16 protein-coding genes and 1 tRNA gene are annotated in these 15,376 nt (G+C 66.7%); 16 read left to right on the top strand and 1 reads right to left on the bottom strand.

What is annotated here, in order from left to right:
* Window positions 1–40 precede the first annotated feature (40 nt).
* From ACWHMB_RS12080 to secG, 3 genes are read left to right on the top strand one after another with little or no spacing between them, the layout of a single operon-like run.
* Window positions 41–1,060 (top strand): NAD(P)H-quinone oxidoreductase, encoded by a 1,020-nt coding sequence (locus tag ACWHMB_RS12080; protein WP_377478493.1) that lies wholly within the window; start codon window positions 41–43, stop codon window positions 1,058–1,060.
* Window positions 1,060–1,806 (top strand): triose-phosphate isomerase, encoded by a 747-nt coding sequence (gene tpiA / locus ACWHMB_RS12075; protein ID WP_377478491.1) that lies wholly within the window; start codon window positions 1,060–1,062, stop codon window positions 1,804–1,806. Before ACWHMB_RS12080 ends, tpiA begins: the two co-directional genes overlap by 1 nt.
* Window positions 1,807–1,851: 45 nt before the next feature.
* The gene (gene secG, locus ACWHMB_RS12070) at window positions 1,852–2,301 is read left to right on the top strand and encodes a preprotein translocase subunit SecG (RefSeq protein ID WP_377479133.1); all 450 of its coding nucleotides are present in this window, start codon (window positions 1,852–1,854) and stop codon (window positions 2,299–2,301) included.
* An 88-nt stretch (window positions 2,302–2,389) separates the two neighbouring features.
* Here the strand turns inward: secG and ACWHMB_RS12065 are convergent, their stop codons facing one another.
* Window positions 2,390–3,688, bottom strand: a complete 1,299-nt coding sequence (locus ACWHMB_RS12065; RefSeq protein ID WP_377542571.1) for an integrase — start codon at window positions 3,686–3,688, stop codon at window positions 2,390–2,392.
* A gap of 152 nt (window positions 3,689–3,840) precedes the next feature.
* On the opposite strand from ACWHMB_RS12065, the gene ACWHMB_RS12060 reads away from it, so the two are divergent.
* The 13 genes from ACWHMB_RS12060 to nuoL all read left to right on the top strand — a co-directional run bounded on the left by ACWHMB_RS12060 (window position 3,841) and on the right by nuoL (window position 15,372).
* A tRNA-Leu gene (locus ACWHMB_RS12060) sits at window positions 3,841–3,925 on the top strand.
* A gap of 60 nt (window positions 3,926–3,985) precedes the next feature.
* Window positions 3,986–4,345 carry an NADH-quinone oxidoreductase subunit A gene (locus ACWHMB_RS12055; RefSeq protein WP_377485417.1) on the top strand — a complete coding sequence of 120 codons (360 nt, stop codon included), beginning with the start codon at window positions 3,986–3,988 and terminating at the stop codon, window positions 4,343–4,345.
* 36 nt (window positions 4,346–4,381) lie between these two features.
* On the top strand, window positions 4,382–4,861 hold the full coding sequence (locus tag ACWHMB_RS12050; RefSeq protein WP_377485414.1) for a NuoB/complex I 20 kDa subunit family protein: 480 nt from the start codon (window positions 4,382–4,384) through the stop codon (window positions 4,859–4,861).
* Window positions 4,862–4,864: 3 nt separating this feature from the next.
* The gene (locus ACWHMB_RS12045; RefSeq protein ID WP_377485412.1) at window positions 4,865–5,473 is read left to right on the top strand and encodes an NADH-quinone oxidoreductase subunit C; all 609 of its coding nucleotides are present in this window, start codon (window positions 4,865–4,867) and stop codon (window positions 5,471–5,473) included.
* Between the two features lie 5 nt (window positions 5,474–5,478).
* Window positions 5,479–6,732: an NADH-quinone oxidoreductase subunit D gene (locus tag ACWHMB_RS12040; protein WP_377485410.1), complete on the top strand. Its 1,254-nt coding sequence runs from the start codon at window positions 5,479–5,481 to the stop codon at window positions 6,730–6,732.
* Window positions 6,729–7,253, top strand: coding sequence for an NADH-quinone oxidoreductase subunit NuoE (nuoE, locus tag ACWHMB_RS12035; RefSeq protein ID WP_377485406.1), 525 nt, complete (start codon window positions 6,729–6,731; stop codon window positions 7,251–7,253). The genes ACWHMB_RS12040 and nuoE overlap by 4 nt, the downstream gene beginning before the upstream one ends.
* Window positions 7,250–8,602 (top strand): NADH-quinone oxidoreductase subunit NuoF, encoded by a 1,353-nt coding sequence (gene nuoF / locus ACWHMB_RS12030; RefSeq protein ID WP_377485403.1) that lies wholly within the window; start codon window positions 7,250–7,252, stop codon window positions 8,600–8,602. The genes nuoE and nuoF overlap by 4 nt, the downstream gene beginning before the upstream one ends.
* A gap of 24 nt (window positions 8,603–8,626) precedes the next feature.
* Window positions 8,627–10,741, top strand: coding sequence for an NADH-quinone oxidoreductase subunit NuoG (gene nuoG / locus ACWHMB_RS12025; RefSeq protein WP_377485400.1), 2,115 nt, complete (start codon window positions 8,627–8,629; stop codon window positions 10,739–10,741).
* A complete protein-coding gene (gene nuoH / locus ACWHMB_RS12020; RefSeq protein ID WP_377485397.1) occupies window positions 10,738–11,814 on the top strand; it encodes an NADH-quinone oxidoreductase subunit NuoH in 1,077 nt (358 codons plus the stop codon). Before nuoG ends, nuoH begins: the two co-directional genes overlap by 4 nt.
* 18 nt (window positions 11,815–11,832) lie before the next feature.
* Window positions 11,833–12,342: an NADH-quinone oxidoreductase subunit NuoI gene (gene nuoI / locus ACWHMB_RS12015; RefSeq protein ID WP_377485394.1), complete on the top strand. Its 510-nt coding sequence runs from the start codon at window positions 11,833–11,835 to the stop codon at window positions 12,340–12,342.
* A gap of 24 nt (window positions 12,343–12,366) precedes the next feature.
* Window positions 12,367–13,041: an NADH-quinone oxidoreductase subunit J gene (locus tag ACWHMB_RS12010; protein ID WP_377485391.1), complete on the top strand. Its 675-nt coding sequence runs from the start codon at window positions 12,367–12,369 to the stop codon at window positions 13,039–13,041.
* Window positions 13,038–13,346, top strand: a complete 309-nt coding sequence (gene nuoK, locus ACWHMB_RS12005) for an NADH-quinone oxidoreductase subunit NuoK (RefSeq protein WP_377485388.1) — start codon at window positions 13,038–13,040, stop codon at window positions 13,344–13,346. The genes ACWHMB_RS12010 and nuoK overlap by 4 nt, the downstream gene beginning before the upstream one ends.
* A gap of 10 nt (window positions 13,347–13,356) precedes the next feature.
* Window positions 13,357–15,372, top strand: a complete 2,016-nt coding sequence (gene nuoL, locus ACWHMB_RS12000) for an NADH-quinone oxidoreductase subunit L (RefSeq protein ID WP_377485385.1) — start codon at window positions 13,357–13,359, stop codon at window positions 15,370–15,372.
* Window positions 15,373–15,376: the final 4 nt, after the last annotated feature.

The raw sequence follows: 15,376 nt of genomic DNA, 5'->3' as shown, positions 1-15,376 counted from the left end.
GGCCCGCACCGGGCCGCTGCGGCGCCCGAGCGACATGACGATGAACTGCATTGAAATCAGCGCGCCGGGCGCGCCCGAGGTGCTGGTGCCCGCGCAGCGCCCCCGGCCCGTGGCCGGCGCCGGCGAGGCGCTGATTCGCGTGCACGCGTCGGGCGTCAACCGCCCCGACGTGCTGCAGCGCATGGGCCACTATCCGCCGCCGCTTGGCGCGTCGGACCTGCCCGGCCTCGAAGTGGCGGGCGTCATCGAAGCCGGCGACGCGGCCGCGCTGCAGGCCGCTGGCTTGCAGGTGGGCGATCGCGTGTGCGCGCTGGTGGCCGGCGGCGGCTATGCCGAATACTGCGTCGCCCCGGTGCCGCAGTGCCTGCCGGTGCCCAAGGGCCTCGGCGACGTCGAGGCGGCCAGCCTGCCCGAAACCTACTTCACCGTCTGGAGCAACGTGTTCGATCGCGGCCGCCTGCAGGCGGGCGAGACGCTGCTGATCCAGGGCGGCACCAGCGGCATCGGCGTGACGGCGATCCAGCTGGCCAAGGCGGCGGGCGCCACCGTGATCGCCACGGCAGGCAGCGACGAGAAGTGCGCCGCCTGCCTGAGCCTGGGCGCCGACCACGCCATCAACTACAAGAGTGCCGACTTCGCCGCCGAGGTGCTGCGCCTGACCGGCGGGCGCGGCGCCAACGTGATCCTGGACATGGTGGCGGGCGACTACGTGGCGCGCGAGGTGGCGTGCCTGGCCGAGGAGGGGCGCCTGGTCGTCATCGCGGTGCAGGGCGGTGTCAAGGCGCAGTTCGACGCCGGCCTGGTGCTGCGCCGGCGCCTGACGATCACCGGCTCGACCCTGCGCGTGCGGCCCGTGGCCTTCAAGGGCGCCATCGCGCAGGCGTTGCGCCAGCGCGTGTGGCCCTGGTTGGAGCAGGGCCGCGTCAAGCCCATCGTGCACGCGCAGTTCGCCGCGCTCGAGCCGGCAGCCGGTCTGCCCAGCGGCGCCGCGCGCGCGCACGCGCTGATGCAGGGCGGCCAGCACGTCGGCAAGATCGTCTTGACCTGGAAGGCCGAGTGATGCGCAAGCTGATTGCCGGCAACTGGAAGATGAACGGCAGCCTGGCCGCCAACCAGGCGCTGGTGCAGGCGCTGCGCGCCGGCGTCGGCACGCCCGCCTGCGAGGTGCTGGTGTGCCCGCCCGCGGCCTACCTGGCCCAGCTGCAGCAACTGCTGGCGGGCTGCGACGCCATCGCGCTGGGCGCGCAGGACGTGTCCGAGCAGGCCGGCGGCGCCTACACCGGCAACGTGTCGGCCGCGATGCTGGCCGAGTTCGGCGTGCGCTACGCCATCGTCGGCCACAGCGAGCGGCGCCAGTACCAGGGCGAGAGCGACCTGCTGGTGGCGCGCAAGGCGCAGCAGGCGCTGGCCGCCGGCATCACGCCCATCGTGTGCGTGGGCGAGACGCTGGTCGAGCGCGAGCAGGGCCTGACCGGGTTCATCGTGCAGCGGCAGCTGTCGGCGGCGATCGCCGTCAACGCGGCGCGCCTGGCCGAGATCGTGGTGGCCTACGAGCCCGTGTGGGCCATCGGCACCGGCCAGACGGCCACGCCTGAGCAGGCGCAGCAGGTGCATGCGCTGTTGCGCGCGCAACTGGCGGCCGCCGATGCCACTGCGGCGCGCCAGGTGCGCCTGTTGTACGGCGGCAGCATGAACGCGGCCAATGCCCAGGCCTTGCTGGCGCAGCCCGACATCGACGGCGGGCTGATCGGCGGTGCGGCGCTGAAGGCGCCCGACTTTTTGACGATTATTGGCGCCGCCGCTTGATTGGCGCGCGCAACTTGCTATTGAATTTGGAGTGATTGAATGGGAATGAACTTCGTATTGAACCTGGTGCTGGTGCTGCAGATCGTCTCGGCCCTGGCCATGGTGGGCCTGATCCTGATGCAGCACGGCAAGGGCGCGGACATGGGCGCGGCCTTCGGCAGCGGCAGTTCGGGCAGCCTGTTCGGCGCCTCGGGCAGCGCCAACTTCCTGTCGCGCGCCACGGCGGTGCTGGCCACGGTGTTTTTTGTCTGCACGCTGGCCTTGGCTTATTTCGGCTTCAGCATTCGCAGCAGCGAGCCCACCGGCGGCAGCGTGCTCGAGCGCGCGGCCGTGACCGCACCGGCCCCGGCGGCATCGCAGGCGCCGGCCGCCCCGTCCACCGGCCCCGCCGCCGGCATTCCGACCGCCGTGCCGGCCGCCGCCGCAGCCAGCGCGAACGTGCCGGCCGCACCGGCCGTGCCGGCCTCGGGCGCGGCGCAGATTCCGACCCGTTGACGCATCGCAAAACTGGCCTGCGCGCTGGGTCGTTTGAGTCTTTTCCAATTCAGGTATGAGCCTGAACGAGCCGGATTGAAGGTTGGGTTCAGGCCAAGCGTCTGGATCGTTTTTCAATTGTCGCAAACAGCGCCATGCGCGCTGCATTGAGCTGTTCAGCGGCCTGCAAGTCAGTCACTTGCACGGCCTGCTGTTGCAGCAGCTGGACAGTGATGCCGCGGCGCAACTGCTTGTCAATGTCCGGCAAGCTCGCGAGCTTCTCCAACGGCGTTTGCACCAGCTCGGGTGGGTAGGTCTTGCGAATTTTGCCCTTGGCATCCATCACCTGCTTGGCAAACAGGCAAGGGCGGTGCAGGTTGACGTAGGTGTTCAGATGCTCTTGGCAGAACGTGTTGATCAGGCCGGCAAAGCGCTGCGGAATATGGCTGTAGCCGAACGTCTTGCGCACCACGGCGGCGTTCTTGCTCTCGGCCAACGCGTTGTCATTGCTCTTGCGCGGGCGCGACTTGGTCTGCTCGGCCTGCAGCTTGCCCAGCAAGGCGGCCACCTGTCGATTGACGAACTCGCCGCCGTTGTCCGAATGAAAGCCGCGGATCGGAAACGGAAACTGAGCCATGAGCTGCTCCAACACCGGCAGCAAGAACGCCTCGCTGATGCGCTCGCAGCAAGCCACCACCTCCCACTGAGTGAGGATATCGACGGCATTGACGTAGTACACCCCCTTGATGCGATCGAGATCGCCCTGATGGACGCTGTCGATGCGAATGAAGCCCACTCGCCCGCCGGGGTCGGGCGCGCGTCGCTGGCCAATGGCATTGAGCACGGGCCGGGTTTTGGTCAAGGACACCCGGGCGGCTTTGTATGGGCCGCTCTTGCGCAGGTTGTACAGGTGCGAGGGCGACAGTTGCGCCAGGCGTTCAAAGCGCGCATCACCGTGCACATGCCAGGCGCGGCGCAGCAGGTGCACCGTCGCCGGCCCCGACAAGCAGCCATGGGCGCGATCAACGCTCACCAGCAGCGCCACATCGGCGGGGCTGTAGCGCCGGGCAAAGGCATGCGCTGGCACGCGGTAGCGCTTGGCCAGAGGCTGGCCTTCCAGCACGCGCGCCAGCAGCCGCGTCAGTTGCGCGCGCGAGTAGCCGCTGGTGCGCGCCAGATAGCGCAGCACGATGCCCTTGTCGGGCCTGGACAGACGCGTATAGCCCAAGCGGCGCACCACGCTGGCAATGTGCGCATAGCGCTCTTGATCATCGGCGAAGGCGCTGAAGCTGACCTCCAGCGTGCCTTCGAGAAACGCCTGCAATTGGGCAATGCTGCCCAGCCGGGATTCGTCCATGTCGATCACCATCTGAAAAATGATCGACCCAGATCGCCCATTCAGGCTCATATCTCGTTGGAATCTCGGCAACTCGTTCAGGCTCATACCTCGTTGGACAAGACTGTTTGCAGGAACTGGACATTTTTCAGGGTAAACTCTTACAGTTGTCCGAAGCGTGTTTTGCAGGTGGCTGAGACCACTCGAAACCTCGGGACGACAATGCCGTCGTGGTGGAATTGGTAGACACGCTATCTTGAGGGGGTAGTGGCGAAAGCTGTGCGAGTTCGAGTCTCGCCGACGGCACCAGACACGCAAGGGTCGGGGGATCAATAATCGAAGTCCCGGCACCGCAACCGAGAGCGCACGATGAACCTGGCCGACTACCTTCCCGTTTTCTTGTTCATATTGGTGGGTCTGGCCGTCGGAGCCCTTTGTCTCGGAATGGGGGCCTTCCTGAAACCCCACAAGGCCGACCCGGCCAAGAACGCTCCCTACGAATGCGGATTCGAAGCCTTCGAGGACGCACGCATGAAGTTCGACGTGCGCTACTACCTCGTGGCCATCCTGTTCATCCTGTTCGACCTCGAGATCGCCTTCCTCTTTCCGTGGGCGGTGACGGTCAAGGAGGTCGGCGCGACCGGCTTTGCCGCCGTCGTCATCTTTCTGACGATCCTGGTGGTGGGCTTTGTCTACGAATGGAAGAAGGGAGCACTGGACTGGGAGTGAGGGTCTCGTCCCAACTCGGCTTCAGGAAATACGCTCATGAATGAACAGTTTCAACAAAAGGGCTTCGTGTTGACCGGCATCGATGCCGCCGTCAACTGGGCCAAGACCGGCTCCCTGTGGCCGGTCACCTTCGGCTTGGCGTGCTGCGCCGTCGAGATGATGCACGCCGCCGCCGCCCGCTACGACATCGCGCGCTTCGGCGCCGAGGTGTTTCGCGCCAGCCCGCGCCAGTCCGACCTGATGATCGTCGCCGGCACGCTGTGCAACAAGATGGCGCCGGCGCTGCGCCGCGTGTACGACCAGATGGCCGAACCGCGCTGGGTCATCTCCATGGGCTCGTGCGCCAACGGCGGCGGCTACTACCACTACAGCTACTCGGTGGTGCGCGGCTGCGACCGCATCGTGCCGGTGGACGTGTACGTGCCGGGCTGCCCGCCCACGGCCGAGGCGCTGCTCTACGGCATCATCCAGTTGCAGCAAAAGGTGCGCCGCACCCACACGATCGCGAGGGTGTGACCCATGGCCGAACATGCCATTGCGCCCGAGGCGCTGAAGGACAACGTGGCCGCCGCCCTGGGTGCGCTGGCGCAGAGCGTGGCGGTGTCGCGCGGCGAGGTCACCGCCATCGTGGCGGCCGGCGACTACCTGCGGGCCATGCAGACGCTGCGCGACGCGCCGGCCTGCCGCTTCGAGTTGCTGATCGACCTGTGCGGGGTGGACTACTCCACCTACGGCGACGGCGCCTGGCAAGGCCCGCGCTTTGCCGTGGTCACGCACCTGCTGTCGGTCGCCCTGAACCAGCGCGTGCGCGTGCGGGTGTTCTGCCCCGATGACGAGTTCCCGGTCATCCCGTCCGTCGAGGGCCTGTGGGCCGCGGCCAACTGGTTCGAGCGCGAGGCCTTCGATCTGTACGGCATCGTGTTCGAGGGTCACACCGACCTGCGCCGCATCCTGACCGACTACGGCTTCATCGGCCACCCGTTCCGCAAGGACTTTCCGCTGTCGGGCCACGTCGAGATGCGCTACGACGCCGAGCGCCAGCGCGTGATCTACGAACCCGTCACGATCGAGCCGCGCGAGGTCGTGCCGCGCGTGATCCGCGAGGACAACTACGGCGGGCTGCACTGAAGACCATGGCTCAGATCAAGAACTACACCCTCAACTTCGGCCCCCAGCACCCGGCCGCGCACGGCGTGCTGCGCCTGGTGCTCGAACTCGACGGCGAGGTGGTGCAGCGCGCCGACCCGCACATCGGCCTGCTGCACCGCGCCACCGAAAAGCTGGCCGAGCACAAGACCTTCATTCAGTCGCTGCCCTACATGGACCGGCTGGACTACGTGTCGATGATGTGCAACGAGCACGCGTACTGCCTGGCGATCGAGAAGCTGCTGGGCATCGAGGTGCCGGTGCGCGCGCAGTACATCCGCGTGATGTTCTCCGAGATCACGCGCCTGCTCAACCACCTGATGTGGCTGGGCTCGCACGGCAACGACTGCGGCAGCTCGACCGTCCTGATCTACACCTTCCGCGAGCGCGAAGACCTGTTCGACATGTACGAGGCGGTGTCCGGCGCGCGCATGCACGCGGCCTACTTTCGTCCGGGCGGGGTGTACCGCGACCTGCCGGACACCATGCCGCAGTACAAGGCCAGCAAGGTGCGCTCGGCGCGCAGCCTGGCGGCCATCAACGCCAACCGCCAGGGCTCGCTGCTGGACTTCATCGAGGACTTCACGCAGCGCTTTCCCAAGCTGGTCGACGAGTACGAGGTGCTGCTGACCGAAAACCGCATCTGGAAGCAGCGCCTGGTGGGCATCGGCGTGGTGTCGGCCGAGCGCGCCATGAACCTGGGGCTGACCGGCCCCATGCTGCGCGGCTCGGGCGTGGCCTGGGACCTGCGCAAGAAGCAGCCCTACGAGGTCTACGACCAGCTCGATTTCGACATTCCGGTGGGCAAGACGGGCGACAGCTACGACCGCTACCTGGTGCGCGTCGAGGAAATGCGCCAGTCCAACCGCATCATCAAGCAGTGCGTCGACTGGCTGCGCGCCAACCCCGGCCCCGTCATCATCGACAACCACAAGGTGGCCCCGCCCAAGCGCGAGCGCATGAAGTACGGCATGGAGGACCTGATCCACCACTTCAAGCTGTTCACCGAGGGCATGCACGTGCCCGAGGGCGAGGCCTACGCGGCGGTCGAGCACCCCAAGGGCGAGTTCGGCATCTACCTGATCAGCGACGGCGCCAACAAGCCCTACCGCCTGAAGATTCGCCCGCCCGGCTTTGCCCACCTGTCCGCGTTCGACGAACTATGCCGGGGCCACATGCTGGCCGACGCCGTGGCCATCATTGGCACGCTGGACATCGTGTTTGGAGAAATTGATCGATGAGCGCAACCCTTGCCGACGCGCCCGTGGCGGCGCTGTCCGAGTCCATGCGTGAGCGCTTTGCGCGCGAAGTGGCCAAGTATCCGGCCGAGGGCAAGCAGTCGGCCGTGATCGCCTGCCTGACCATCGCCCAGCAGGAGCAGGGCTGGGTCAGCCCGGCGATGGAAAAGGCCGTGGCCGAGTACCTCGGCATGCCGCCCATCGCCGTGCACGAGGTCACCAGCTTCTACAACATGTTCAACCAGCAGCCGGTGGGCCGCTTCAAGCTGAACGTGTGCACCAACCTGCCGTGTCAGCTGCGCGGCGGCGCGCAGGCGCTGGCCTATCTCGAAAAGACGCTGGGCATCGTCGACGGCGACACCACGCCCGACGGCCTGTTCACCCTGCAGCACTGCGAGTGCCTGGGCGCCTGCGCCGATGCGCCGGTGATGCTGGTCAACGACCGCAGCATGTGCAGCTTCATGAGCGACGACAAGCTGCAGCAGTTGGTCGACGGCCTGAAGGGCGCGGAGGTGGCGCCATGAAGGTCGAACAGGTATTGTCGCAGTTTGCCGCGCAAGGCGTGGAAACCTGCTTTCACGGCCGCCACATCAAGCCCCAGATCTACGCCGGCCTGGACGGCACCAACTGGCGCCTGAAGGACTACGAGGCGCGCGGCGGCTACCAGGCGCTCAAGAAGCTGCTGGGCAAGGATGGCGGCGCGGGCATGACGCCCGAGCAGCTGATCGCCATGATCAAGGAATCGGGCCTGCGCGGGCGCGGCGGCGCGGGCTTTCCGACCGGCCTGAAGTGGAGCTTCATGCCGCGCCAGTTTCCGGGGCAAAAGCACCTGGTGTGCAACTCCGACGAGGGCGAGCCCGGCACCTGCAAGGACCGCGACATCCTCATGTTCAACCCGCACATCGTGATCGAGGGCATGGCGATCGCCGCCTACGCCATGGGCACGAGCGTGGGTTACAACTACATCCACGGCGAGATCTTCCAGGTCTACGAGCGCTTCGAAGAGGCGCTGGAAGAAGCGCGCGCCGCAGGCTACCTGGGCGAGCGCATCCTGGGCAGCGACTTCAGCTTTCAGCTGCACGCGTTTCACGGCTTCGGCGCCTACATCTGCGGCGAGGAAACCGGCCTGCTCGAATCGCTGGAAGGCAAGAAGGGCCAGCCGCGCTTCAAGCCGCCGTTTCCGGCCAGTTTCGGCCTCTATGGCAAGCCCACCACCATCAACAACACCGAGACCTTCGCCGCCGTGCCGTGGATCGTGCGCAACGGCGGGCAGGCCTATCTGGAGTGCGGCAAGCCCAACAACGGCGGCACCAAGATCTACTCGATCAGCGGCGACGTCGAGCGCCCCGGCAACTACGAGATTCCGATGGGCACGCCCTTTGCCACGCTGCTGGAGCTGGCGGGTGGCGTGCGCGGCGGGCGCCAGCTCAAGGCCGTGATTCCGGGCGGCTCGTCGGCGCCGGTGCTGCCCGCGTCCATCATGATGGACTGCACCATGGACTACGACAGCATCGCCAAGGCCGGCTCCATGCTGGGCTCGGGTGCGGTGATCGTGATGGACGACTCGCGCTGCATGGTCAAGTCGCTGATGCGTCTGTCCTACTTCTACATGCACGAGTCCTGCGGCCAGTGCACGCCCTGCCGCGAGGGCACGGGCTGGCTGTGGCGCGTGGTCGAGCGCATCGAGAACGGCCACGGCCGCCAGCAGGACATGGACCTGCTGGACTCGGTGGCCGGCAACATCATGGGCCGCACCATCTGCGCGCTGGGCGATGCAGCGGCCATGCCCGTGCGCGGCATGCTCAAGCATTTCCGGCACGAATTCGAGCATCACGTCGAGCACAAGTGCTGCGTGGTGCCTGCCTACGTCTGATGCGGGGCCGGTTGGAAGAATCTCATGGTTGAACTCGAAATCGACGGCAAGAAGGTGCAGGCGCCCGAAGGCAGCATGGTGATCCAGGCTGCGCAAGAGGCCGACATCTACATCCCGCACTTCTGCTATCACAAGAAGCTGTCCATCGCCGCCAACTGCCGCATGTGCCTGGTGGACGTGGAAAAGGCGCCCAAGGCGGTGCCGGCCTGCGCCACCCCGGTGACGCAGGGCATGATCGTGCGCACCAAGAGCGCCAAGGCCATCGCCGCGCAGAACGCGGTGATGGAGTTCCTGCTCATCAACCACCCGCTGGATTGCCCGGTGTGCGACCAGGGCGGCGAATGCCAGCTGCAGGACCTGGCCGTGGGCTACGGCTGGTCGGCCTCGCGCTACGACGAGGAAAAGCGCTCGGTCAAGCCCAAGGAAGTGGGCCCGCTGATCTCCATGAAGGAGATGACGCGCTGCATCCACTGCACGCGCTGTGTGCGTTTCGGCCAGGAGATCGGCGGCATCATGGAACTCGGCATGTCCAACCGGGGCGAGCATGCCGAGATCGAGACCTTCGTCGGCAGCTCGATCGACTCCGAGCTGTCGGGCAACATGATCGACATCTGCCCGGTGGGCGCGCTCACCAGCAAGCCGTTCCGCTTCAGCGCCCGCACCTGGGAGATGGCACGCCGGCGCAGCGTCAGCCCGCACGATTCGACCGGCGCCAACCTGATCATGCAGGTCAAGAACAACAAGGTCCTGCGCGTGGTGCCGTTCGAGAACGAGGACGTCAACGAGTGCTGGATCGCCGACCGCGACCGCTTCTCGTACGAGGCGCTCAACGGCGCCGAGCGCCTGACCAAGCCCATGCTCAAGCAGGGTGGCCAGTGGCAGGAGGTCGACTGGCAGACCGCGCTCGAATATGTCGCCAACGGCCTGCACGATATCCGCGCCCAGCATGGCGCCGGCGCCATCGGCGCACTGGTCAGCCCGCACAGCACGCTGGAAGAACTGTTCCTGGCCGGCCGTCTGGTGCGCGGGCTGGGCAGCCAGAACATCGACCACCGTCTGCGCGACACCGAGTTGGCCGCGCCCGAGGGCGTGCGCTGGCTGGGCACCTCGATTGCTTCGCTGGGGCAGCTGCAGGCGGCGCTTGTCGTGGGCTCCAACCTGCGCAAGGACCACCCGCTGTTTGCCGCGCGCATCCGTCAGGCCGTGCGCCATGGCGCGCAGGTGGCGGCGCTCACCTCGCCGGCGCTGCTGCGCGCGGCCGACGCCTGGGCCATGCCGCTGGCGGCGGCATCGCTGGGCGAACCGGCCCAGTGGCCCCAGCTGCTGGCCGACGTGGCGGCGGCCCTTGCGGCGGCCAAGGGCGTCGCGGCCCCCGCGCCCGGCACCGCCAGCGAGGCCGCGCAGGCCATGGCCAAGGCCTTGCTCTCGGGCGAGCGCAAGGCCGTGCTGCTGGGCAACGCGGCGGCGCAGCACCCGGCCGCCAGCAGCCTGCTGGCGCTGGCGCAATGGATCGGCGAGCAGAGCGGCGCCAGCGTGGGCTACCTCACCGAGGCGGCCAACACCGTGGGCGCGCAGGTGGTGGCTGCGCTGCCGGGGCCTGGTGGCCTGAACGCCGCGCACATGCTGGGCGGCGGCCTGAAGGCGGCACTGCTGCTGAATTGCGAGCCCGGGCCCGACACGCGCGGCGTGGCCCTGAGCGGCTGCGACATGGTGGTCACGCTGAGCCCCTTCAAGGCGAACCTGGACGTCAGCGACGTGCTGCTGCCGATCGCCCCGTTTTCCGAGACCTCGGGCAGCTTCGTCAACGCCGAGGGGCGGGTGCAAAGCTTTCACGCCGTGGTGGCGCCGCTGGGCGACACGCGCCCAGCCTGGAAGGTGCTGCGCGTGCTGGGCGACATGCTGGAGGTCGTGCAACCGGCCTACCAGAGCACGCAGGAGGTGCTGGCCGAGGCACTGGGCGGCACGGTGCTCGAGTTCATCCCGCCCGAGCGCCTGGACAACCGCACGCAGGCGGCGATCGACCTGACGGCGCGGCCGGCCGCGCTGGCGCCGGTGGGCATCTACCAGCTCGATGGTCTGGTGCGCCGGGCGCCCTCGCTGCAGGGCACGACCGACGGACGTGAGGGGGCGGCCGCATGATCGACGCGATTTACAACGGCGGCCTGGGGCTGCTGGCCAGCCCTTGGTGGACTGGCGTCGTCTGGCCCGTCATCTGGGCCCTGATCAAGATCGTGGTGGTGCTGGTGCCGCTGCTGGTGGCCGTGGCCTACCTCACGCTGTGGGAGCGCAAGCTGCTGGGCTGGATGCAGGTGCGCAAGGGTCCCAACCGCGTCGGGCCCTGGGGCCTGCTGCAGCCGATTGCCGACGCGGTCAAGTTGCTGACCAAGGAAATCATCCAGCCCACGGCGGCGGCCAAGGGCCTGTTCCTGCTGGGGCCTTGCCTGGCCATCATGCCGGCGCTGGCGGCCTGGGCGGTGGTGCCCTTCGGTCCCGAACTGGCGCTGGCCAACGTCAACGCCGGCCTGCTGCTGGTGATGGCCATCACCTCGATCGAGATCTACGGCGTGATCGTGGGCGGCTGGGCGTCCAACTCCAAGTACCCCTTCCTGGGCGCGCTGCGCGCCTCGGCGCAGATGGTCAGCTACGAAATCGCGATGGGCTTTTGCTTCGTGATCGTGCTGATGGTCTCGGGCAGCCTGAACCTGACCGACATCGTGACGGGGCAGGGCAAGGGCATGGCCGCCAACGCCGGCTGGACCTTCCTGTCCTGGAACTGGCTGCCGCTGCTGCCGGTGTTCCTGATCTACATGATCTCGGGCGTGGCCGAGGTCAACCGCCACCCCTTCGACATGGCCGAGGGCGAATCCGAAATCGTAGCCGGCCACATGGTCGAGTACTCGGGCATGGGCTTCGCCATCTACTTTCTGGGCGAATACGCCAGCATGTGGCTGGTGTCGATCCTGGCCGTCATCATGTTCCTGGGCGGCTGGATGGCGCCGGTGGTGTGGCTGGACTTCATCCCGGGCTGGATCTGGCTGGGCATCAAGACCTGCGTGGTGGTGTCGATGTTCATCTGGTTTCGCGCGACCTTCCCGCGTTTTCGCTACGACCAGATCATGCGCCTGGGCTGGAAGGTGTTCATCCCCGTGACGCTGTTCTGGCTGCTGCTGGTGGGCGCGTGGATGCACAGCCCGCTGAACATCTGGCACTGAACCACGGGAGATTGAATCATGGCTTCCGTTACCGCTTCCCCCTTTTCCCTGCGTGACTTTCTCAAGAGCTTCATGCTCGTGGAGCTGTTCAAGGGCATGGCCCTGACCGGCCGCTACGCGCTGGCGCGCAAGGTGACCATCGAATACCCGGAAGAAAAGACGCCGCGATCGCCGCGCTTTCGCGGCCTGCACGCGCTGCGCCGCTACGAGAACGGCGAGGAGCGCTGCATCGCCTGCAAGCTGTGCGAGGCGATCTGCCCGGCCGTGGCGATCACCATCGAGTCGGCCGAGCGCGACGACGGCTCGCGCCGCACCACGCGCTACGACATCGACCTGACCAAGTGCATCTTCTGCGGCTTCTGCGAGGAGAGCTGCCCGGTCGACTCGATCGTCGAGACCGACATCCTCGAGTACCACGGCGAAAAGCGGGGCGACCTGTATTTCACCAAGGAAATGCTGCTGGCCGTGGGCGACAAGTACGAGCCTGAGATCGCCGCCGCCCGCGCGGCCGACGCTCCCTACCGCTGAAGGCGCCCAACCCCGCACACGACCATGGACGTCAAGACCTTCTTTTTCTATCTGTTCTCGCTGGTGATGCTGTTCGCGGCATTCCGCGTGATCACCGCGCGCAACCCGGTGCATGCGGTGCTGTACCTGATGCTCGCCTTCTCGCAGGCCTCGGGCGTGTGGCTGCTGTTGCAGGCCGAGTTTCTCGCCATCGTGCTGGTGCTGGTGTATCTGGGCGCGGTGATGGTGCTGTTCCTGTTCGTGGTGATGATGCTGGACATCCACATCGACAGCGTGCGGCAGGGCTTTTGGCGCCACTTTCCGCTGGCGCTGGTCATCGGCGCGGTGATTTCGCTGGAAATGGCGGCCGTGCTGTTCGGCGGTTTTCGCGTCAACGAGGCGCGCCCCATGCCCGACACCGTGGCCCAAGTGGCCGGGCAGGTGGCGCAGGCGTCCAACACCAAGGAGCTGGGCGTGCTGATGTTCACCCAGTACCTGTACCCGGTGGAAATCGCCGCCGTCATCCTGCTGATCGCCATGGTCGCGGCCATTGCCCTGACGCTGCGTGAGCGGCGCAAGGACAACAAGGCCATCGACGCGTCGCTGGCGGTGCGCGTGCGCTCGCGTGATCGCGTGCAGCTCGTCAAGCTGGCGCCCACGCAAGCGCCTGTTCCCGTGGAGGCGGCGCCGGCCGCCCCGGCCGAGGAGGCAAAGAAATGACCCTGTCGCTCGCTCATTACCTGACCCTGGGCGCAATCCTGTTCGCGCTCTCCATGGTCGGCATCTTTCTCAACCGCAAGAACCTGATCGTGCTGCTGATGGCCATCGAGCTGATGCTCTTGGCCGTCAACATGAACTTCGTCGCGTTCTCGCACTACCTGGGCGACATGCACGGCCAGGTGTTCGTGTTCTTCATCCTGACCGTGGCGGCCGCCGAATCGGCCATCGGCCTGGCCATCCTGATGCTGCTGTTCCGCGCCCGCTCGAACATCAACGTCGACGAACTCAACGCGTTGAAGGGCTGAGGGACCAGCGATGAGTCAAACCCTTTCCACGGCCGCGCTGCTGACCGTTCCCCTGGCACCGCTGGCCGGCGCGCTGATCGCCGGCCTGCTGGGCACGGCCTTCGGCGGCAACCGCATCGGCCGCACCGCCTCGCACAGCGTCACCATCGGTGGCGTGCTGATCGCCCTCATCGTCTCGGCCTTCGTGCTGCGCGACGTCGTCAACGGCGCCACGTACAACGCCACCATCTACGAATGGATGACGGTCGGCAAGCTGAAGATGGAAATCGGCTTCATGGTCGATAGCCTGACGGCCACCATGATGTGCGTGGTGACCTTCGTGTCGCTGATGGTGCACATCTACACCATCGGCTACATGGCCGAGGACGACGGCTACAACCGCTTTTTCTCCTACATCGCGCTGTTCACCTTCTCGATGCTCATGCTGGTGATGAGCAACAACTTCCTGCAGCTGTTCTTCGGCTGGGAGGCGGTGGGTCTGGTGTCCTACCTGCTGATCGGCTTCTGGTTCCAGCGCGAGTCGGCCATCTTCGCCAACCTCAAGGCCTTCATGATCAACCGGGTGGGCGACTTCGGCTTCATCCTGGGCATCGGCCTGGTGGCGGCCTACGCCGGCACGCTCAACTACAGCGAGACCTTCGCCCAGGCGCAGTCGCTGGGCAGCATCGTGTTTCCGGGCACCGACTGGCTGATGGTCACGGTGATGTGCATCTGCCTGTTCGTCGGTGCCATGGGCAAGTCGGCGCAGTTTCCGCTGCACGTGTGGCTGCCCGATTCGATGGAAGGCCCGACGCCCATCTCCGCCCTGATCCACGCCGCCACCATGGTGACGGCCGGCATCTTCATGGTGGCGCGCATGTCGCCGCTGTTCGAGCTGTCTGACACGGCGCTGAACTTCGTGCTGGTCATCGGCGCCATCACCGCGCTGTTCATGGGCCTGGTCGGCGTGGTGCAGAACGACATCAAGCGCGTGATCGCCTATTCCACGCTGTCGCAGCTCGGCTACATGACGGCGGCGCTGGGGGCTTCGGCCTATTCGGCGGCGATCTTCCACCTGATGACGCACGCCTTCTTCAAGGCCCTGCTGTTCCTGGGCGCCGGCTCGGTCATCCTGTCCATGCACCACAACCAGGACATCCGCTGGATGGGCGGCCTGCGCAAGTACATGCCCTGGACCTGGATCACCTTCCTGGTGGGCACGCTGGCGCTGATCGGCACGCCGTTCTTCTCGGGCTTCTATTCCAAGGAGTCGATCATCGCGGCCGTGCATGCCAGCACCCTGCCGGGCACGGGCTTCGCGTACTTCGCCCTGGTGGCGGGCGTGTTCGTGACCTCGCTGTATTCCTTCCGCCTGTACTTCCTGGTGTTCCACGGCCCGGAGCGCTACGACCAGAACCCCGATGCGCACCACGACGACCACGGCCACGGGTACGACCACGGCGGCAAGCCCAAGGAGCAGCCGGCGGTGGTCTGGGTGCCGCTGGTGCTGCTGGCCATCCCCTCGGTCGTCATCGGCGCGATGACGCTGATGCCCATGCTGTTCGGCGATTTCTTCGCCAAGGCCATCACGGTCGACGGCACGCGCCACCCGGCAATGGCGGCGCTGGCCGAGGAAATTCACGGCTGGTGGGCCATGGGCGTGCACGGCCTGCTGGCGCTGCCGACCTGGCTGGCGCTGGCCGCGGCGGTGCTCAGCTACTACCTGTACATCGTCAACCCGGCGCTGCCGGCGCGCATCAAGAAGATGTTCGGCCCCATCTACACGCTGCTGGACAACAAGTACTACATGGACTGGCTGTGGATCACGGTCATCGCGGGCGGCCTGCGCAAGCTGGGTGTCGGCCTGTGGAAGGGCGTGGACGCCGGCCTGATCGACGGCGCGGTGGTCAACGGCTCCTGGCGCCTGGTCGGCTGGAGCGCCGGCGCCCTGCGTTGGCTGCAGTCCGGCTACCTCTATCACTACGCCCTGGCGATGATCCTGGGCCTCTTCGTGCTGATGACGTACTTCGTCTGGCTCGCCCAATAAGCAA

This window comes from Ottowia pentelensis, from assembly GCF_964341695.1.
Note: the sequence above shows the minus strand (reverse complement) of the source record. Positions and strands in the feature narration are given on the sequence as shown.